Origin of the sequence: Pelosinus sp. sgz500959, assembly GCF_042610375.1 — a bacterium.
Lineage (GTDB): Bacteria > Bacillota > Negativicutes > DSM-13327 > DSM-13327 > CTSoil-075.
Genome location: NZ_JBGJZL010000004.1, coordinates 219,554 through 239,230, shown reverse-complemented (window position 1 = coordinate 239,230; position 19,677 = coordinate 219,554). Strand labels below are relative to the sequence as shown.

General features: G+C 37.0%; 20 protein-coding genes and 1 riboswitch. Of the genes, 3 read left to right on the top strand and 17 right to left on the bottom strand.

Annotation, left to right across the window (positions count from 1 at the left end; translation table 11 throughout):
- Positions 1–119: 119 nt before the first annotated feature.
- From ACAN52_RS08180 to ACAN52_RS08155, 6 genes are all read right to left on the bottom strand, one after another.
- On the bottom strand, positions 120–1,160 hold the full coding sequence (locus ACAN52_RS08180) for a chemotaxis response regulator protein-glutamate methylesterase (RefSeq protein WP_378954146.1): 1,041 nt from the start codon (positions 1,158–1,160) through the stop codon (positions 120–122).
- Between the two features lie 50 nt (positions 1,161–1,210).
- Positions 1,211–2,932, bottom strand: a complete 1,722-nt coding sequence (locus tag ACAN52_RS08175) for a methyl-accepting chemotaxis protein (RefSeq protein WP_378954144.1) — start codon at positions 2,930–2,932, stop codon at positions 1,211–1,213.
- Positions 2,933–2,970: 38 nt separating this feature from the next.
- Positions 2,971–3,468 carry a chemotaxis protein CheW gene (locus tag ACAN52_RS08170; protein WP_378954143.1) on the bottom strand — a complete coding sequence of 166 codons (498 nt, stop codon included), beginning with the start codon at positions 3,466–3,468 and terminating at the stop codon, positions 2,971–2,973.
- A gap of 50 nt (positions 3,469–3,518) precedes the next feature.
- The gene (locus ACAN52_RS08165) at positions 3,519–5,555 is read right to left on the bottom strand and encodes a chemotaxis protein CheA (RefSeq protein WP_378954142.1); all 2,037 of its coding nucleotides are present in this window, start codon (positions 5,553–5,555) and stop codon (positions 3,519–3,521) included.
- Positions 5,556–5,603: 48 nt separating this feature from the next.
- A complete protein-coding gene (locus tag ACAN52_RS08160) occupies positions 5,604–5,957 on the bottom strand; it encodes a response regulator (RefSeq protein WP_378954140.1) in 354 nt (117 codons plus the stop codon).
- 115 nt (positions 5,958–6,072) lie between these two features.
- A riboswitch (cyclic di-GMP riboswitch) is annotated at positions 6,073–6,160 on the bottom strand.
- 94 nt (positions 6,161–6,254) lie between these two features.
- Positions 6,255–7,982, bottom strand: coding sequence for an amidohydrolase (locus ACAN52_RS08155; RefSeq protein ID WP_378954139.1), 1,728 nt, complete (start codon positions 7,980–7,982; stop codon positions 6,255–6,257).
- Positions 7,983–8,208: 226 nt separating this feature from the next.
- Between ACAN52_RS08155 and ACAN52_RS08150 the strand changes: the two genes are divergently transcribed.
- The gene (locus tag ACAN52_RS08150; protein ID WP_378954137.1) at positions 8,209–8,883 is read left to right on the top strand and encodes a hypothetical protein; all 675 of its coding nucleotides are present in this window, start codon (positions 8,209–8,211) and stop codon (positions 8,881–8,883) included.
- Positions 8,884–8,972: 89 nt separating this feature from the next.
- Here ACAN52_RS08150 and ACAN52_RS08145 read toward each other — a convergent pair whose 3' ends face one another.
- The 4 genes from ACAN52_RS08145 to ACAN52_RS08130 form a co-directional block, all read right to left on the bottom strand.
- The gene (locus tag ACAN52_RS08145) at positions 8,973–10,229 is read right to left on the bottom strand and encodes a S41 family peptidase (RefSeq protein ID WP_378954136.1); all 1,257 of its coding nucleotides are present in this window, start codon (positions 10,227–10,229) and stop codon (positions 8,973–8,975) included.
- Positions 10,210–10,650, bottom strand: a complete 441-nt coding sequence (gene mutT, locus ACAN52_RS08140) for an 8-oxo-dGTP diphosphatase MutT (RefSeq protein WP_378954134.1) — start codon at positions 10,648–10,650, stop codon at positions 10,210–10,212. The genes ACAN52_RS08145 and mutT overlap by 20 nt, the downstream gene beginning before the upstream one ends.
- A gap of 209 nt (positions 10,651–10,859) precedes the next feature.
- Positions 10,860–11,249, bottom strand: a complete 390-nt coding sequence (locus ACAN52_RS08135) for a hypothetical protein (protein WP_378954133.1) — start codon at positions 11,247–11,249, stop codon at positions 10,860–10,862.
- A gap of 650 nt (positions 11,250–11,899) precedes the next feature.
- Positions 11,900–12,196: a hypothetical protein gene (locus ACAN52_RS08130; protein ID WP_378954131.1), complete on the bottom strand. Its 297-nt coding sequence runs from the start codon at positions 12,194–12,196 to the stop codon at positions 11,900–11,902.
- Positions 12,197–12,476: 280 nt separating this feature from the next.
- Here ACAN52_RS08130 and ACAN52_RS08125 point away from each other — a divergent pair, with 280 nt between their 5' ends.
- Positions 12,477–13,073: a hypothetical protein gene (locus ACAN52_RS08125; protein WP_378954130.1), complete on the top strand. Its 597-nt coding sequence runs from the start codon at positions 12,477–12,479 to the stop codon at positions 13,071–13,073.
- A gap of 126 nt (positions 13,074–13,199) precedes the next feature.
- Here ACAN52_RS08125 and ACAN52_RS08120 read toward each other — a convergent pair whose 3' ends face one another.
- From ACAN52_RS08120 to ACAN52_RS08090, 7 genes are all read right to left on the bottom strand, one after another.
- Positions 13,200–13,628, bottom strand: coding sequence for a flavodoxin (locus ACAN52_RS08120; protein WP_378954129.1), 429 nt, complete (start codon positions 13,626–13,628; stop codon positions 13,200–13,202).
- Positions 13,629–13,900: 272 nt separating this feature from the next.
- Positions 13,901–14,107, bottom strand: a complete 207-nt coding sequence (locus tag ACAN52_RS08115; RefSeq protein ID WP_378954127.1) for a DUF1657 domain-containing protein — start codon at positions 14,105–14,107, stop codon at positions 13,901–13,903.
- A 28-nt stretch (positions 14,108–14,135) separates the two neighbouring features.
- The gene (spoVAE, locus tag ACAN52_RS08110) at positions 14,136–14,489 is read right to left on the bottom strand and encodes a stage V sporulation protein AE (protein WP_378954124.1); all 354 of its coding nucleotides are present in this window, start codon (positions 14,487–14,489) and stop codon (positions 14,136–14,138) included.
- Positions 14,490–14,506: 17 nt separating this feature from the next.
- Positions 14,507–15,508, bottom strand: coding sequence for a stage V sporulation protein AD (gene spoVAD, locus ACAN52_RS08105; RefSeq protein ID WP_378954122.1), 1,002 nt, complete (start codon positions 15,506–15,508; stop codon positions 14,507–14,509).
- Positions 15,509–15,988 (bottom strand): stage V sporulation protein AC, encoded by a 480-nt coding sequence (spoVAC, locus tag ACAN52_RS08100; protein WP_378954121.1) that lies wholly within the window; start codon positions 15,986–15,988, stop codon positions 15,509–15,511.
- Positions 15,989–16,001: 13 nt separating this feature from the next.
- The gene (locus ACAN52_RS08095) at positions 16,002–16,862 is read right to left on the bottom strand and encodes a DUF421 domain-containing protein (protein ID WP_378954119.1); all 861 of its coding nucleotides are present in this window, start codon (positions 16,860–16,862) and stop codon (positions 16,002–16,004) included.
- 15 nt (positions 16,863–16,877) lie between these two features.
- Positions 16,878–17,084, bottom strand: a complete 207-nt coding sequence (locus ACAN52_RS08090; RefSeq protein ID WP_378954117.1) for a DUF1657 domain-containing protein — start codon at positions 17,082–17,084, stop codon at positions 16,878–16,880.
- A gap of 375 nt (positions 17,085–17,459) precedes the next feature.
- On the opposite strand from ACAN52_RS08090, the gene ACAN52_RS08085 reads away from it, so the two are divergent.
- On the top strand, positions 17,460–19,655 hold the full coding sequence (locus ACAN52_RS08085) for an EAL domain-containing protein (protein ID WP_378954116.1): 2,196 nt from the start codon (positions 17,460–17,462) through the stop codon (positions 19,653–19,655).
- The last annotated feature ends 22 nt before the right edge of the window (positions 19,656–19,677 follow it).

The window sequence follows — 19,677 nt, the reverse complement described above, 5'->3', positions numbered from 1 at the left end:
CAATCCCCTGCTATAATTTGTCGGAATAATTTAATTTTTTACAATTTTTTATCTTTTTTTCAAAAAGCAACCTCTCAAAATGTCAATTACATCTTGAGAGGTTGCTTACATATTTTATATTATCGCCTACGATCTACCAAAGTATATAGTTTGCGCGCAATAAGATCCAGAGAAACCTGTTCTTGAACAGCCCCCATCGCAAAGGCTGCCTTAGGCATTCCGTAGACAACAGAAGAAGCTTCATCTTGACCTAATGTATTCGCTCCAGATTTGCGAAGAGCAAGCAAACCACTAGCACCATCATTCCCCATACCTGTCAAAATAACTCCGATGGCATTATTACCAGCGTGCTCAGCTACAGAGTGAAAAAGAACATCGACCGATGGACAATGTCCATTAACTTTTTCCCCTTTAAAACATTCCACCATGTAATGCTGATTAACTTTTTTAACACGCATATGATAATCACCAGGGGCAATTAAAACTCGACCAGGCAGCACCAAATCTCCTGTTTTTGCTTCTTTTACTTCAACTGCGCAAGAACTATTCAATCGCGCAGCAAACAATGTCGTAAAGATCGGTGGCATATGCTGTACAATAACTGTGCCTGGCATATTACTAGGAAATCCTTTAAGTATTCGATCAATCGCTTCAGTCCCACCTGTAGAAGCTCCGATCGCAATCATGCAATTTTGTTTCACCCCAGTAGCCCCCTGAGCACTATCTGCCGTGATCGTATTTCTTTTTTGCGTCTTCACTTTAGCGGTAGATGCAATTTTGATTTTAACAATCAACTCATTGATAAATGCATCAACTCCCCGCCCACTTGAGAGATCTGGTTTTGTGACAAAATCAACTGCACCGGCATTTAAAGCATCAAATACACTTTGACTTACCGCACTGACCACAACAACAGGTATGGGATACTGAGGTATTAGCTTTTTCAAAAACTCGATTCCACTCATACGAGGCATCTCTACATCGAGGGTCATCACATCTGGCTCAAACTCCAAAATTTTATCCCTAGCCATATATGGATCGGATGCTTTTGCCACAACCTCAATCAAAGGATCTTGTGCAATTTGCCGGGCTAAGGTTTCGCGAAAAACGATAGAATCATCGACCACTAGAACCCGAATCTTCCGTTTATTGTTATTCATAAATTCCATACCTTTCTGTAAACAGCAAGTGCCACAAGATGAAACTTCGATTAGTATTTCCCAAACTCCTGGTCATCAAGGTCAATTTTTCCTCGTGATGATAATGCTCGTTCATATTTATCATCACGTCTGTCTTGCTTATATTTCTTTCGTTCTATCATGTCTTCAATCGCACGCAAAACATCTGGGCTTACCCCTTCTCCAACTGTGAATCCTTGGTTGTTCTGTTTTAGTTTAAATTTAGATACATTATCTCTCATGACCTCAGCTTGGCTCGATAACTCTTCGCTTGCAGAAGCACTTTCCTGTGCGGTTGCTGAATTCGTTTGTACTACCTGCGACACTTGATTGATTGCTTGGTTAATTTGAGAAATCGCTGAAGCTTGTTCGTTAGAAGCCTCCGCAATATGACCGACAAGTTCTGCAGCCTTAGCAACACCTTGGACAATACCATCTAGTGCTTCTGCAGTATCATTGGCAATTTTTGTCCCCATATGTACCTTTTTGATTGACTCTTCAATCATTGCTGTTGTCTCTTTTGCTGCATCAGCGCTTCGAGCAGCTAAATTTCTGACTTCTTCTGCCACGACAGCAAATCCTTTACCGTGTTGTCCCGCTCTGGCTGCTTCAACTGCTGCATTGAGAGCTAGAATATTGGTTTGGAATGCAATCTCATCAATAACCTTAATAATCTTCGATATATTAGCTGATGATTCGTTAATTTCAGTCATGGATTCAATCATTTCCTGCATTTGTGCATTGCCTTCTATAGCGTGCTCTTTAGAAGATATGGCTAACGCATTCGCCTGATTGGCATTAACTGCATTTTGTTTTGTCTGTACAGCTACTTGTGTCATAGAAGCCGTGATCTCTTCAATAGCACTAGCCTGTTCCGTAGAGCCTTGAGATAATACTTCTCCAGAAGAAGCAATCTGCTGCGCACCTGCAGCTACTTGTTCTGCCGCTTCACTGATGCTACTCATAGATCGATTGATATTGTCTGTCATCATATTGAAGGTCTGAGCCAACTTTCCAATTTCATCTCTTGTCGTGACATTCACTTCAACATTCAAATCACCACTGGCAATCTTGCTTGCAACATCAACCATTTCTTTAACTGGCTGAGAAATCTTCCGAGCAATATAGATGCCAAGGACAGTAGCGATAACAATACTCACTACAACGAGAAGAATCATAAAGAGAATCGCTTTATTTGCATCGGCCTTATTAGCCATTGCTTTCTGTTTTGCTAATTCGATCTTCATGTCACCTAATTTGTCGAGCGTATCTTCCATCGTATCTGCAATTCGAACACCCTCAGTTTGTATCAATTGATTGACTTGCGCACTCTGACCTGACTGAATCATGGGAAATAAATTCTTTGAATAAGATTCATATTGAACAATCGTATCTTCAAGTGTCTTATGCAATTTACGACCATCATCACTCACCAAAGTTTTACCGATCTCATTACTTCCCACCTTCATTTTATTGATGGAATCATTAAAATTTTTCATCTTTTGCGTTTGAACATTTATATCTTTTGTCAAAAGGACATCTCTAAAATTTACGCGACCTTTTTGATAGGCTTCGCTAATATCTCCCATTTGTCCCATGGGTATCGTATAATTCTCATATAAATCAACATCTGCCTTGGACAAGCTAGAAAGATTAAATATACCGACTACACCAATTAACCCTGCAATCACAGCGATACAAAGGAACCCCACGATAAGTTTGTTAGCAATTTTAAGATTCTGAAACCATTTCATTATTTTTTCCGCCTTCCCTTACTATTTTTCGCTACTGCTTAACAAACTTGTTCCAAACTGTTCATTTCCTGATCGCTTAATAACCTCTCACTGTCTAGGATTAACTTTACACTCTTACCCACTTTACCAATTCCTTTAATAAATCGCTGTTGATAATTGCCATGATCAAACTGAGGAGGCAAAACGATCTCTTGTTCCACAATCGTCAGCACTTCTTCCACAGAATCTACGATGAGTCCTAAGGTAACATTCTTTATATCCACTACTACAATGCAGGTACGATCATTGTACTCTCGATACAATTTATTAAACCGCAGCCTTACATCAATGACTGGAATGATTTTTCCTCGAAGGTTAATAATACCTTTTACATATTGGGGAAGATCGGGTATTTTAGTTACAGACTGGATACCGATAATCTCTGTAACAAACTTAATTTCGATACCATAGACCTCAGATCCTAAGGCAAAAGTTAAAAACTTGTCTTTTTGAGTATCTTCTTCATTTTCCAACTTGTTTTTAGCAATTTCCGGCATGGCAAATCTCCTTTGTTTGTTTATTTAATTCATTTCACTTTTATCATTTATTAAAAATTTAGGTTAGCTACGTCTAGTATTAAACTAATACCACCGTCCCCCAACAAAGTGCACCCCGCTATCCCCTTTGTCTTTTTAATATATGGTGGCAAAGCCTTAACCACGACCTGCTGCTGCCCAAGTAAAGAATCAGCAAATAAGCAACGGCTTTTTCCATCAGCCTCAACCATGATCATGATTCCTTCTTTTAAAGCCTTTACTTCGGTCTGAACTTGAAACCTTTCATAGAGACGCAAAACAGGGTGACATTCTCCCCGTATCATGATCATTTCATTATCATCTGTGTCATTGATCATATTTTGGTCTTTCAAACGAAAAGACTCTTTTATTGCAATAAGTGGTATCGTATAGATGGCATCTCCAACCTTTACATTCATTCCATCAATGATCGCAAGGGTAAGAGGAATTCTGATAGACATTGTTGTTCCTTGTCCTTCGATGCTATCAACACTGATCGTTCCACCAACTTTTTCAATGTTCTTGACTACAACGTCCATACCAACTCCCCGCCCCGAAAACTCGGTCACGGTCTCATTCGTAGAAAAACCAGGTTGCAAAATAAAGGAATAGATCTGGCTATCACTTAAAGAGATCTCTTCCGTTTCAATTAGACCTCGTTCGAAAGCTTTTCTTAAGATTTTTTCTTTATTTAGACCTCCACCATCATCTTGTATGATAATCAAAACATCGCCACCAGCATTTTTTGCCGATAAGCGAATTTTCCCGACTTCTGATTTTCCCTTAGTAATTCGTTCTTGAACAGACTCAATTCCATGATCCACTGCATTACGAATTAAATGCATTAATGGATCTGATATACTTTCAATGATATTTTTATCTACCTCTGTTTGTTCCCCTATAATCTCTAATTCTGCTTGTTTATCGAGTTTTCTTACCATATCTCTAACGATTCGATTCATTTTATGGAAGGTTGCAGATAAAGGGATCATACGAATAGACATGACCGTATCCTGAAGTTCATTCGTAATTTTTCTTAATTGCCGTACGGACTTGTAGAATTTATCCAGTTTTAACCCTTTTAGTTGTGGATTTTGAGTTACCATAGCCTCTGCAATCACAAGCTCGCCGACTAAATCCATGAGTAAGTCCATTTTCGCTACATTGACACTAATAAAACTCTGCGTTCCTTCTGCCTGTCGCTCCACTTCTTTAACAACAGGATTGGCGGATTCATCGAGAATTAAATCATCTAAAATAATTGTTCTTTTTTCTTTTACTTCTTTGTGTCTTGTATCCTCAGCTATATTTATACTGAAGTCTTTTAAGAACATTGTCTTATTAAAAATTTCTTCCACTATTTCCAAATCATTTTGACTTGTAAATGCGATTTTGAAACCTTCTTTTTGAATGGTTTCTGATGTATCATCATTTTCAAAAACATCACTTGGTGAGTGCACAATATTCTCAGCAAACTCACTGAGTTCATGAACCAAAGTAAATGCTCTTATATTTTCCATTCCGCAGTCTTCATCAAAATAGACGATGGCTTCATACTTGATTTGCCCTTCATACTCAGCTTGCTCCAGCGCATCAATCGAAAGTTGAAGCTCACCTTCAGTACTAGCCATTTGAGAAGAGGTATCATTCACATTCAAGTCATTTTCTTTTAAAGATGATAAAAATTCTTTATTTTTTCTACTGACATTAGCAGAATTACCTGTTGGCTCGCCTCCATTTTCTATTTTTATCACTTCATCTTTGATAAAATCCACGGCATTCAAAACTAGGTCAGTCAACTCTGAATAATCCACCTTCAGAGGCTTTTCTTCACGAAGATAATAAAAAACATCTTCCAAAGAATGAGCTAAGGAAGAAATATCATTGAACATCATCATCGCTGCCGAGCCTTTTATTGTATGCATAATTCTAAATACTTCATTGATAGCGACTTCTATACCCCCAGATTTTTCACTATCTAAAATAAGGCGCTCGAGTTGTTCTAGCATCTGATTGGTTTCAAATACAAAAAGGTCAAGCATCGGGGCTTTGCTGTCACCATTGATCAATTCAATCACCCTCACATAAAAAATACTACAATGCTAGAAGTACTGTACTTAGTTAAACTTGCTAAGTCCTCGAATGACTTGCTCTTCAACAAATGGCTTTACGATAAATCCATTGGCACCAGAGATAATTGCTTCTTTCACCGTAGATTCTTGACCTAAAGCCGATATCATAACCACTTTTGCATTAGGGTCCATCCGTTTTATCGCTTTTAAAGCCGTTATGCCATCCATCTGTGGCATTGTTATATCCATTGTAACCAAATTAGGCTTAAGTTCATTATATTTGAGAATTGCTTCCGAACCATTTGCAGCTTCCCCCACGACTTGATAACCATTATTCTCCAACATGTTTTTTAGCGTTAATCGAATAAAGAGAGCATCATCAACAATAAGTACTTTCATATTTCCATCCTTTCATAAACAAGTGTAATAAACTTGCAATGGATCAGTAGAATCATAGAAAAACGCAAAAAAAGGTCAGGATTTGCCTGACCTCGAACATGGTAGTATAAGCTAGCATGGCGGCCTGGCAGTCTTGGTCGCCCAGCGACTGTAGACCCATAGCTTTGCGTCCCTATTTTTCAATAGGTTTGCCAATTCTGTTAATTTTTGTCGATCTATGTATTATTTGATATTATTATATTATTTTCCCATACATACGTCAATATTTTTCAGGACTTAAGTTATAATGATCGGGACTTAAGTCTCATACACAAGTTTACCATCAAAAAAGGTCATCACAACCTTTACCTTATCAATATCAACGGGATTAATCGTGAATAAATTTTGATCAAGCACTACAAGATCAGCTAATTTACCAATTTCAATCGATCCTATCTCATTTTCCATAAACATCATAAATGCACCATTTATGGTAAAACTCTTAATCATTTGTGAGACACTAGCACGTTCTTGCTTATTTAAAAGATAACGTTCATCATCCATATGACTAATATCCTCAACCCCATGAAGTACTCCATTATCAATATTACGTGTCACGCCAACATCAATCGCCAAAAGAGGATTGGGGACAGCAGTTGCAGGATAATCTGAGGAAGATGCTACGGTTATGCCATTTGCAAAGAAAGTCCCTAAAGGAAATTCTTTTTCTGCACGTTCACCCAAAAATTTGGAATCTACAGTATGCCACCATTGAGGGCCTTTGAATTGCCAATAAGGTTGAACACTAGCAATTACATTCAACTCTTTAAAACGCAGTATATCTTTTTCATCAACAAGTTGCAAGTGGGTAATGGTATTACGATGATCATCGGTCAAACCTTTGCGATGAACAGCTTCTAAGGCATTCAATACATGTTGAGTCGATGCATCTCCTGTCGAATGTACATGAATTGAAAGGCCGCACTCATTCACGCGGCAAAAGGCTTGTTTTAACTCTTCCATATCCCATAAAAACTCACCGTAATAATTAGCTCCTCTGCCAGTTGCAATCGTATAGGGTTCCAATAAACAACTTGTCCCCCCTTCAATCACACCATCTGTAAAAAATTTGGCTGATATGACTTTCAAATATGAACTATGATATCGGGATCGCATTTGATTAATCATCTCAAGTTGAGTCTCAAAATCATCCTTTGTATGAATCGTCATAGCTCCGCGAATCCGAAGAGCTAACTGCTGCTCTTTTTCCATCTCACTACAAGCTTTCATTATTTTTTCAAAAGGTAAACTTGCCATACAAAGAATACTGGTAATACCAAAGCTATGCATTTTCTTTTGAAAGGCATCCATAGCAGTCATATATTGATCTAAACTATATTCCGGTAAAGCAATTAACCACATAGCCCATTCCTTTAACGTCCCCCACAATTCGCCGGTTTCCAGATTTTTTTCAATAATTCCACCTTGGGGAACCTGCGTCTCTGAAGTTATACCATTGACTTCGAGAGCTTTAGAGTTAACCCATAGCGTATGACCATCATTAGCGCGTAAGACGATAGGAATATCCTTTGACACGGCATCAAGGTGCTCTTTTCTCGGACCTTTATTTAGTTCATCCCCTGTCAATATCCCCCATGACCACCCACGACCATATACAGCTTTCATATCTGGGTGTTGAAGGATAAAATCTTTTACAGCCTCAACATACCCTTCGACACTATTCATATTAAATAATTGAACTTCATGAAGAGTGAGTAAAGATAATCCTGGTGGATGGATATGGCTATCGATCATACCTGGTATAACCATCTTTCCAAACAAATCAATCTCTTTAGTATCTTTGCCTATATATTGTTGTACCTCACGATTGCTACCAACAAATATAATTTTATTTTCCTTAATCGCTAGTGCTTCGCAGATCTGATCATTTTCATCTGCAGTATACACGATGCCATTTGTGAGCACTCGATCAGCAAATTCATGAATCTGATTGCCACTCTGAAATGGTCTAGATAATATACTCAATATGATTCCTCCAAAAAAAAGTTCCATTATATACTGTAGTATTTAGCAGATAATGAAAAAATCCTGCAATTTTTTTTAGACGACTGAATAGTCTCTATTTACAATAGCATTTCTTATGATAAAATATCTCTTGCATAGGAAATAGTTATTTTGAGCCCCTGTAAAAAATATGTACAAAAAATACAACCGTGGCATCTCACAAAAGGGACCACCACAAGGAGGATTCATGCGCAAACTAATCGCTGTAATGACAATGGGACTCATGATGACAGCAACGACCTCATTTGCATCTCCCACAGCAAACTTTGAAAAAGGTGCCGTTAATCTGGAAATCGGCAGCACTCTCAATTCTAAAGTGAATGGTAAAGGGACAGCAGCTGCTGATGTTGATGGAAAATCTGGATTCAAAGCCGTTTTAACCACTGGTCTTAGTGACCACTTCGCTCTACAGTATAAACAAGGAATGTTCACCTCTGAAGATTCAACTATGACATCAGGTGGCCTGCCATTGACTACGTATGCAGAAGCTAATCTCCGCGATTTAAATTTACTCTACAAAGTTAATCCTAACCTTACCTTTCTGGTTGGTTATGAAGATGACAAAATTTCCTTTGGTAAATATGTAACCTCTGCCTCTCATTCAGCTCTACACTTCGGTTTGACCGGAACTCATAAGCTTAATGATAAGTCCACTTTATTCGCAACAGTCGTGCAAGGAAAAAATGTATCTCTGCGAGAAATTGGTGTCAGTTATCAAATGTCTCAAAGTACAGCCTTCAACGTATCCTACGCCGACCGTAGAATCAAAAACATGGACTTAAAGGTCCCCCTTGCTGGTATTAACGGCAAAGAAGATTATAAGATGACAGGTATTACATGCCTGTTTGACTTTAAGTTATAATACACTAAGGTCAGCTAAGATTAGGCTTGCGCAAAATCTTAGCTGACCTTATTTTGAATCATTTTTTAAATATCCTTGGACTTTTCATATTATTTTTCAGAAAGAACTTCAATCCCTTTTTCCAACTGCAAATCATGACCATCTTCTTTTAACTCTGACATCTCCACCACAATATCAGGCTCAATTCCCACACCGTGTATGGAACGCCCACTAGGTGTTAGATATTTTGCAATGGTCAATTTTACAGCCGAAGAATCGTCTAGACTGAGCACAGTCTGTACTGATCCTTTTCCAAAAGTCTTGGTGCCGATCAGGGTTCCTGCGCCAGTGTCTTGCACTGCACCTGCTACAATTTCAGATGCACTGGCACTGCCCCCATTCACCAATATAACTAAAGGATATTTAATCTCTTCTAATGTAGAAAAACTAGTTTTTTTAGTTCCATCCTTGCCTTCAACTGAAACAATGGGACCTTGGGGAACAAAATAGTTAGCCACTTTAATACTTTCTCCCAGTAGACCACCCGGATTATTCCTAAGATCCAAAATAATTTTTTTCATCCCTTGTCCTTCTAATTCTTTCAGTTTATTAGAAAGATCATCTCCTGTATGTTCATTAAACATAGAAAGACGAATATATCCTATATTATTTTCCAACATTTTTCCGCTAACCGTTTTGATTTGAATATTCGATCGAACAAGATGATACTCCTTATTTTCTTGCCCAATTCGTCCAATCGTCAGCAATACTGAACTTCCTTCAGCACCACGAATGAGGTTCACAGCCTCATCGATAGCAAGACCATTTGCATCTTTGCCATCGATTTTGATAATCTGATCTCCACTTAAAATTCCCGCTTGAGCGCTTGGTGTCCCCTCAATCGGTGCCACAACTGTCAATACATTATCTTTACTGCCCAATATAATTCCAACTCCGCCAAATGATCCTTTGGTCTCAATCATTAATGCTTTATACATCTTTGGATCCATATATACAGAATAGGGATCACCCAAACTACTCACGGTCCCCTTAATAGCACCCGACATAAGGTTCTCCATTGATACGTCGCCTACATATCCACCTTTTACGATTTGAGCTACCCGAAATAGTTTTAAAGTTGCAGCAAGCTCCTTCTCATCCATCTGCGATAAGTACCAGTTCATTTCATCAATAGAATTAATCTTAATCGCTTCTGCCTTACCGACCATAGGAACTGGTAAAGAGGAGACTTCGTTTATTTCATCATTCTGAATGGAATTTGCCCTTAGAGTTGAACTGCTCAATGCAATACTCACTGCTAAAAAACCAATTATAATTTTTACTTTGCTATTCCTCAACCACTGCATTCATTTTTCCTCCATCATTCAATGAGAAAATACTTTTTCCCTTGATTTCCAACTGCAATTTGTCTGCTAATAAAATATCGGCAGGAGTGAAATCATATTGACTCAATTCTTCAACTGTTACCCACTGATAAGCGCTGTGTTCTGTTAAAGTAATATTCCCACTATGCCAAGTACAAAAGTAAGCTAAGACTATATTTTCTCCCTCTGGGTACTTATGGATACACTTTCCGAAGAAAGCATCAACTTCAATTCTTATTTGTAACTCTTCAAATAACTCTCGTACGATACATTCTTCAGGAGTTTCACCAGCATCAATTTTCCCCCCAGGAAATTCCCACTTCTTTGCAAATCGTCCTTGTAAGCCTTTTTGAGTGATGAGTATTTTATTGTCCTTGATAATAATTGCAGATGTTACTCTCATTTGTATCAAAACCTCCTCATATCGAATCCTTAATTATCTTATATCAATCATTTTTTTGAACTTAACTATAAAATTCGCTTTAATTAACTAGTTTCCTGTTTTAAAGTAAATTTTTTTAAAATTAGCCTTTTTTTTCAATTCTTTGTTTAAAAAAAAACTCCTATAACTCTAAGAGTCATGGAGTTTTTCCCATTATTAAACAATCTAACTTAACCTTGAGATCCTTTCCACCAATATTTACCATCGTTAGGATTATAATAGATTGTAATTGTGCTAAATTTAGCTAGGTCAATATTTCGCCAAATGTAATCTTTACCATCGCGGTCTCTGACCGCAATGCTCCACTTTGAAGATTTATAAGAACCATCAGCATCTCTAAAGTAAATGAATTGTGAGTGTCCGCTTTCTAGAGTCTGTCCTTTGAGTAATTCCTCACCCCAGCTCTTATTATTTCCTTCCGATGAGGCAACCCACAAATCAATCATATCAAAATCCGTTTTATTAACAATTGTAAAATCAAGTTGACTTGCAAAAGCTATAGAAGAAAATCCCATCACCAAACATAATGTTAGTACAAAGATTATTAATTTTTTCATCATAAATCCTCCCTTTTTATGGAATGAGAAAATATGCCTCTTTCTTAATTTTTTAAAACCTACGTCATAAATTGAAAAGGATTCACCTCCTCTTCTAAGATCAGATCGGACTCATGTATCTATAATTGATGGATACTTTCGCTTTCTGTCTTACTAATTCCTGCTAAAAATCGACAGTATTATCTTTATTTTTTATTATTTTCTAATGTTTTCTAATGTTTTTTGAACATTTCAGTATTTTTAAGCAATAAGTAGCCATTTTCATCTCATGCCTTTTAATAAACCTTATTGGCTTGAGAAACTCTCTAACAAGAATTGCGTAATACTATTAATTATTCTACAATGAAAAAGCCTTATATACGTGAATTTTTTATCTAACTTTCTCTCAGATAATCCTTTTGAATCCATTATTGACTGCCCAATCGGTAATTTGGAAACAGCTAAAAAAAGGAGTGATATTATGGTTCTTAAACTTGGCGCTAGCGCTATGGCTTTTATCGCCGCCAGCTTTGTCGTATTGGAAGTAGCTCACTTAAGTCATCTTATTTAATCTGACCCTAACAGGACAAAAAAAATAGCGTAACCATATGAGGCTATGAAAAACCCAAACCGTTTTATTACGGTTTGGGTTTTTCTAATTTATCTGCCAGTTCTTATTTTATCGTGCTATCATAACCTAATAAACAGGTAGGATCATTTAAGATAGCTGCCATAATTTGTTTCTTTTTATCAATGTGCTGTCCACTTGATACATCAATTGATGTACTTCCATTGATTTTAAAATGAAAATCCACATAAAAAAACAACCCATCAGCTTCTATTTCGACTCTATGTCGTTGTCCACCTTTATGAATCAGCTCTGAAACTGTACATTCATTATAGTATGTTGAACAGATTTTTTTTACCGTAGGAACAAGGATTTCTCGATTTAACATTTTTTCTCTACTCACCGTATAGCTCTCCCTCATTTATGGATTTAACTCTCTTATACTACTAAAGATAATTTTAGACCTTGATAATAGTGTATTTACCGTATAAATAAAAAAATCCTGCAACTCTTTTATCTTCTACAAGTTTTTTCTTCAATGATTTTGCCTAGAACGATGCTTCTTTATACATAAAGAACAATCTATTTAAAGAAATATTAAAGGTATTTGATTTTTTTTGGCGAAAATAAAAAAAATATTCGCACTAAAAAGCTGGGTTCTAGAGCTAAGCAGGAGGAAATCTATGACAACAATAAATTCAATACTCATTGAAGTGGGCAAAAAGCCTGCTGTGTATAAACTATCAGCATACATTGATAAACAAATTGAAGAAATATCGGCTCTCTTAGGTGGAAATTTTACGAGTTCACGCTTATTCGAGGTCGGTGAGGGTCTTTCTTTACACATATTTATTAATGATATGGCAATACCGTTACAACTACCACCCAATCGTCGTTTCCCCGCACCTGACCAACATGAGATCATCTTTGGCAACGCACTTTTCCTAGTATTAGATGATGAAAAAGGAGATGTTGAGGGTCCATTAGATATACCAGATACCATCTGCAATTTTTTCATCGAAAAACTGACAGAAAATTTCAAGCCTTGTCGCGGTGATGAAAAACCAGATCCTGAATCTGAAATATTTGTAGAAAACCGCGGAACAGAAGAAGAACGACATTTTAAATGGGAAGAAGTTGAACGTCCCGAAAAAGATTTGAAATTTATTGGTAAAGGGTATGTACGAATTGTCGATGATGGAGTATGTGATACGTTTGAAATTAAAGGCCGATACTTCAAACAAATTGACCTGCCACAACAGGATAAGCCATTGCAATAATAAGACTAGGATTTAGCTAGAGTTAAAACTCCATCTAAATCCTAGTCTTATTATCCAGAGAAACAATATCCTATTTAAGTTGGAAGAAAATTTTTTCTTCCAACTTAAAATATAATTCGTTGAAATTTACACTTCGCTTAATTCTATCCCCAAAGTTTTACACTCTTCTAGATCTGGATCACTAGGCGCTCCCATAATAATAAGACCTTCTCCTATCACTTTGGCTTTACATCCATTCATTCTCTCGACCCAATCTTGCATCCACTCACCATTGCCCCAGCCATATGAACCAAATAAAGCCACAGGTTTACCAGAAAGTTCTCCTTCAATTGATTCTATAAATGGCTCCATTTCTGATTCTTCTAACACTTCAGCCCCCATTGATGGGCATCCGAAGGCAATAGAGTCTGCGTTAATCACATCATCCATAGAAGCTTGGTCTACACTAAGTAAGGAAACTTCAGTATTTGCATTTTGGGCTCCTTCTGCAATCGCTTTTGCCATTGCTTCAGTATTTCCTGTCCCGCTCCAGTAAATAACAGCTATCTTTTTCATATACACATTTCCCCTTATTTTATATTTTTATAACCACTACCCGCTTAAAGATTAGATTTTTTTTTGATTATCATTATTGATAATGATAATCATTACCTTTAAAATATTACACTGTATTCTCTAATCTGTCAAGTCTATTTAGTATTTATTCACTCTAAAGCATTCGTTCTAGTTACATGCAGTAAAGATAACTATTTGCTGTTATTATTTATAAAAATAAAAGCTGAAAATTTATTTTCAGCTTTTATTAGAGATATACTTCATTCTTAAATCTATTGCTGTTTATATTGTGGTTCCTGATTTTCAACGTATTTTTGTCTACTCTTTAATGTATCAACTGCATTATCAAGAGTCGTTGCTAATTGTTCAAATGTTTGTTTTGCCTGCTGATCTTGAGTCTCTAATGAAAATGTTTTCATACTTGATGCCGCAGATTGAATCGTTGCAATCGCTTGAGTCATTTGAGTACCGACTGTCACGTCTTTCACCTCCTTTACCAAACTATTTTTATCCCTTTGGTTTACATAGTAACGCTGACAAAAAACCAAAGATAATTGCTGACGAAATTCCTGCACTAGTAATTTTAAAAATACCTGTCAATATCCCGATCATACCTGTCCGTTGTGCCTCTTGGAGAGCACCTTTTACCAATTGATTGCCAAAACTACTAATTGGAACGGAAGCTCCAGCACCTGCAAACTTAATCAAATCGTCATACACACCAAGTCCTCCTAAAATAGCTCCTGACACTACGAGCGTAACCATGGTATGGGCAGGAGTTAATTTCAAACCATCCATAAGGAGTTGCCCAATTACGCATATAATTCCACCAACGATAAACGCCAAAACAAACTTCTCCAACTATAAGCCTCCTTCTTTTATATTTCCATCGATACTGCATAAGCAATACAAGGTATCGTTTCTTTTTGTTGATAAGACATGGGCGAGAGTAAAGCACCTGTGGCTACCACTAAAATTCGTTTCAATTCTCCTGTTCGCATGCGATTTAGGAGATGTCCGAAGGTGGTTGTAGCAACACAAGCACAACCACTGCCGCCTGCAAAAACTGGTTGGTCTTCCTTATACATCAAAATACCACAATCGGTCAACTTTTCTACAGGGATGTTAAGTCCATGCTGCGTAAGCAAATCTCCAGCAATTCGATGACCAATCTTACCTAGGTCTCCCGTTGCAATCAAATCATAGTGTGATGGAGATATGTCCAAATCTCTAAAATGAGCTTCTATCGTGGAAACTGCAGCCGGAGCCATAGCTGCTCCCATATTAAAAGGGTCGGAAAGCCCCATATCTATGACTCGTCCAATCGTAGAGGCCACAACACGTGGTCCTTCACCTTGCTGCGCAACAACTGCAGCACCAGCCCCCGTTACAGTCCATTGGGCTGTGGGAGGTTTTTGTGCGCCATATTCAGTAGGATATCGATATTGTTTTTCACATGCTGCATTATGGCTCGATGTACCAACAAGTGCATTCTTTGCAAAACCACTATCAATAAGCAAGGAAGCTAAAGACAGGCCTTCCATAGAGCTAGAGCACGCTCCATAAATTCCTAAATAAGGAATAGAAAGTGTACGTGCAGTAAAGCTGCTAGGCATAATCTGATTAATTAGATCACCACTAAGAAAAAATTGAATATCCTCTTTTTTAAGTCCTGATTTTTTAATTGCGGTCTCACAAGCTTGTTCTAAAAATTTCTTTTCAGCTTGCTCATAGCTGTCTTGTCCAAGCCATATATCACCATGAAGTAAATCAAAATCCTTCGCTAAGTTACCTTGAGCCTCAAAAGGTCCGCCTATAGCAGCAGAGCCGATAATGACTGGTTTAGATTCAAAAAACCATGTTTGATGACCTTGTAGCATTTACATTCCACCTAATGATGTAATCGTTACACTGATAATAGCAACAATGAAAGCCGAAAAAACGCCAAATACAATGACTGGTCCCGCAATTTTAAACATATTTCCTCCAACACCTAATACAAAACCTTCACTTTTATGATCAAGGGCGGCTGATGTGATAGTATTTGCAAAACCTGTAACGGGAACTGCACTTCCAGCACCAGCCCATTGAGCGATATGATCATAAATTCCAAAACTTGTAAGCAATACTGAAATCATGATGAGAACAGCAACCGTAGGATCTCCAGCCGTCTTTTCATCAAAATTAAAATAATTTATAAAAAGCCATTGGATCCCCTGACCTATTGTACAGATCATACCTCCGCCAACAAAAGCTCGTATACAATTTTTAACGATGGGGCGTTGTGGTTCTCTTGCACGCGCAAAGTCCTGATACTGTTGCTGCACCGGAGTGAGATTCTTTCGTTTAATACTTGACAATACAATTCACCTTCTATCGCAATAAATAGGGCTTGAGTTTTTTCATCAGTTGTTCTAATTTCTTAGCATGCTCCAAATACATTGCCTTCGCGGTCTCATTAGTTGTCTCTAAGGCAAAACTCATAAGATCAGCTTGACTACTTTCAAAATTTGCATACAGCATTTCTTTCACTTGGGGCTGTGGCAATTGCATAGAGTCATCAAATAGATCCAGGTATAAATCTCCTGATGAATCGACTTGCCCAATGAAAACATTATCAACAGAAACCCCTATCGTTTCCAACTTGATCTCTAGCCACTCTCTATTAAAGCCTAATGAAAATAATGATTCATTTAAAATATTTCCATCGAGTATGACTGTTTGTGGCTCCGCCAATGGTGCTACTTTGATCCCTAACTCATAAGAAGATATGGGCTTTTTGTTGGATTTCATCAAGATATTAATATCACCCGTATCTTCCATCACAGCAAATTCTACATCTGCTACATTAAAAGCATTTTTAGAACGCAAATCTCGCAAAAGTTCTTCTGCTGTTAATCTTGTTTGCAAAAGATTCTCTTCCATAATTTTTCCATGTTTTATTAAAATGGTTTCTTTGCCGTTAATTATGTCATGAATCCACTTACTTTTTAGAGACAAATAGTCTAATCCAATGGGCAATAATACCCAAACACCAAGAGCAATCAATCCGAAAGCACGATCTGTAATCAAATTTAATGACATGATTGCTATAATAACTGCAATTACCATATAGTTTACAAATTTAAAAGCCGTCATGTGGACAATATTTCTTTTTCCCATTAACCTAATTAAAACAAGCAGCAAAAAAAACAACGCTATTGAACTAAATAATATTTGCATCCATGTTTGCATTTTTTATTCTCCTGATTAGTTCCCTTTATATTGGGGTTCTTGATTTTCTAAAATTTGTACCCTTTTTTGCAGGTCGCTTATGATTGTCCCTGTACACTCCAATGCCTCATTGTAAGCCATCTTAGTTTCTTCATCTCTTGCCTGCAAGGCATATAATCGTAATGTCCCCTGATTGCCTTTTAGAGTGGCGAGTGTCTTTTTAACTTGCGAAGCAACTGTCATTTGTATTACCTCCATTCACCTTATTATGACTTCTATTGGCTAATTTAATTCAGTAAAAATCTCTATTTTTATAGGATTTTTTTACACGTCAATCATTCTTTTTTATTAATATGATTTTTATTATATTTTCTCTTTTCTCGCTTTTTAATCAATAAATATAAAATATGAACGAATCTCTTGTAAAAAAAAAGTAATTTTTGCAAGGGATTCGTTCATATCATGTAGAAATCTAAAATTGTAGAAATTTGTTTTTTGTGGTAAATATAGTATCTATCTTATTATAAATGTGAATTAATCTAAGCAAAGAAAAACTAAGAATACTTCCTTATAAATCGAGCTGAATACCATTTTTCCAACTTAAAGAGAGGTTATGGAATGGAAACTGTCAATAAAACTAATACGAAATTACCAAGAAATCAGGATCCAACCTATCACTATCTACAAAAACTAGTAGTATTATCGGAAAAAGTTGCTAAACAAAGGCATATTAGTGCCATAAGACGTGGCTTACTACTTAACATGCCCTTCATAGTCATTGGCTCCTTTGCAATTATGCTGATGAATTTTCCGTTGCCAGCCTATCAACAGTCTATGATTACTATCTTAGGACCTGAGTGGCAAACTATTTTTAGTTCTATCTATAATGCGACATTTGGCATGATGTCAATCCTAATCGTATTAGCAATTAGTTACTTCTTAGCTGAATCTAGTCAATTCACTCAGAATGGGACCATCCATCCAGCAATGGCATCTATCGTATCTTTGACTTGTTTGATTGCAATCATGCATCCAATAAGTAGTCAAGGACTACTTGGCCTCCCCCTTGATTGGTTAGGTATTCTCGGACTATTCCCTGCGATCTTGACAGCCATGATTACTTCTGAAATTTTCTTTTATTTGATTTCAATAAAAAAAATGTGTATCGGAATCTTTTTAGATGAACCAGATCCAATTGTTTCACAAGCCGTGAATGCTATCCTACCAGCTGCTATTACATTGTTCCTATTTGCCTTCATGAAATACATGGCAACTCTTATTGGTATTCAAGATTTTCATCATTTTTTTTATGATCTCATTAAATTACCTTTTATTCAGATGCAGAATACTCTTGTCATGGGGATTATATTTCAAATTATGGTCCAATTTTTATGGTTCATTGGAGTACATGGACAAAATCTTCTCAGTGCAATTTTCCAAGGTGTTTATTCGTCTGTCGCTGATCATAATATGGTTATTTATCTTGCTGGAGAAGCCCCAACTGAGATTTTAACTTCTACGTTTATCAGTACTTATGTTACGATCGGCGGTACTGGTTCAACTTTATCTCTTATTATTGCAATATTAATGGTATCAAGAAAAGATAATCGAGCCTGGTTAGCTAAATTGTCAATTATACCGGGTATTTTTAATATTAATGAATTATTAATCTTTGGTTTACCAATTGTTCTCAATCCCATCTATCTTATACCTTTTTTAATGGTGCCGATCATGAGTACTTTAATATCATACGCTGCAACAGTCATGGGGTTTGTACCTGTTACCAGTGATGTATTCACATGGACAATGCCTGTTTTACTAAATGGTTATATGTCAAGTCACTCTTGGACTGGGGTAGTTCTACAACTTATTAATATTATAGTTGGTGTCGCACTCTATCTCCCTTTCGTCCTTCTAGCTGACAAACAAAAGCATCTAGAAATGAGACATGCAATCGATCATCTTTTTGAACTTGCAATCTCACAACAAGCATACGTACCTCAAGGAATATTCACGCGGCGTGATAGTATTGGAAATTTGGCTCGAGTTCTAGCCTATGATTTAAAAGTTGCCCTCGATAAACAAGAACTCCTTCTTGAATATCAACCTCAAATTGGCCAGGACGAACGCGTCACAGGTGTTGAGGCTCTTTTGCGCTGGCCTCATCAAAGATTCGGACGCATACCACCACCCTTAATTATTATGATTGCCGAAGAGTCAGGGCTGATTCATACTCTGGGCAAATGGGTTATTGATACTGCGTGTCAGCAGCATAAAATTTGGAACGATGCTGGGATTAACGTACTCATGTCTGTTAATGTATCATCTACCCAATTTTATCAAGGGAGGATCTTAGAAGATATCTCCCAAGCCCTTTTTAAAAATAATATCCCCCCTCAGGAACTAGAAATCGAAATCACAGAAAACATTGCAATGAACAACGATCTCCAAACACACAATATATTAACGAATCTCCATGAAATGGGAATTCGTATTGCTATCGATGATTTTGGTATGGGACATAGTTCACTAACCTACATTAAAGATTTCCCAATCGATACATTGAAAATCGATCGTTCATTAAGTATCGACATGACAAGGGACAAAAATTGTCAGGAAATTGTCGCATCAATTATAACCCTTTGTTCATCCCTTGACATTAAAACAATTGTAGAATATGTCGAGACCGAGGAACAGCGGGATAAATTGCGCCAGCTAGGTTGTGTGCATTATCAAGGTTATCTATATAGCCCTGCCCTACCAGCAAAAAAAGCTTACGAATATATCAGCAAGCGGAATTTGGAAATAGTATAAAATTTTAATCGTTTACGGATCT

What these genes read in the sequence shown, in the direction of transcription:
- ACAN52_RS08085 (WP_378954116.1), top strand. Translation starts at nt 17,460, where the DNA reads ATGGAAACTGTCAATAAAACTAATACGAAATTACCAAGAAATCAGGAT.
- ACAN52_RS08135 (WP_378954133.1), bottom strand. Translation starts at nt 11,249, where the DNA reads ATGATGAAAAAATTAATAATCTTTGTACTAACATTATGTTTGGTGATG.
- ACAN52_RS08090 (WP_378954117.1), bottom strand. Translation starts at nt 17,084, where the DNA reads ATGACAGTTGCTTCGCAAGTTAAAAAGACACTCGCCACTCTAAAAGGC.
- ACAN52_RS08175 (WP_378954144.1), bottom strand. Translation starts at nt 2,932, where the DNA reads ATGAAATGGTTTCAGAATCTTAAAATTGCTAACAAACTTATCGTGGGG.
- mutT (WP_378954134.1), bottom strand. Translation starts at nt 10,650, where the DNA reads ATGAGAGTAACATCTGCAATTATTATCAAGGACAATAAAATACTCATC.
- ACAN52_RS08160 (WP_378954140.1), bottom strand. Translation starts at nt 5,957, where the DNA reads ATGAAAGTACTTATTGTTGATGATGCTCTCTTTATTCGATTAACGCTA.
- ACAN52_RS08095 (WP_378954119.1), bottom strand. Translation starts at nt 16,862, where the DNA reads ATGCAAACATGGATGCAAATATTATTTAGTTCAATAGCGTTGTTTTTT.
- spoVAD (WP_378954122.1), bottom strand. Translation starts at nt 15,508, where the DNA reads ATGCTACAAGGTCATCAAACATGGTTTTTTGAATCTAAACCAGTCATT.
- ACAN52_RS08120 (WP_378954129.1), bottom strand. Translation starts at nt 13,628, where the DNA reads ATGAAAAAGATAGCTGTTATTTACTGGAGCGGGACAGGAAATACTGAA.
- ACAN52_RS08150 (WP_378954137.1), top strand. Translation starts at nt 8,209, where the DNA reads ATGCGCAAACTAATCGCTGTAATGACAATGGGACTCATGATGACAGCA.
- ACAN52_RS08125 (WP_378954130.1), top strand. Translation starts at nt 12,477, where the DNA reads ATGACAACAATAAATTCAATACTCATTGAAGTGGGCAAAAAGCCTGCT.
- ACAN52_RS08180 (WP_378954146.1), bottom strand. Translation starts at nt 1,160, where the DNA reads ATGAATAACAATAAACGGAAGATTCGGGTTCTAGTGGTCGATGATTCT.
- ACAN52_RS08170 (WP_378954143.1), bottom strand. Translation starts at nt 3,468, where the DNA reads ATGCCGGAAATTGCTAAAAACAAGTTGGAAAATGAAGAAGATACTCAA.
- ACAN52_RS08145 (WP_378954136.1), bottom strand. Translation starts at nt 10,229, where the DNA reads ATGCAGTGGTTGAGGAATAGCAAAGTAAAAATTATAATTGGTTTTTTA.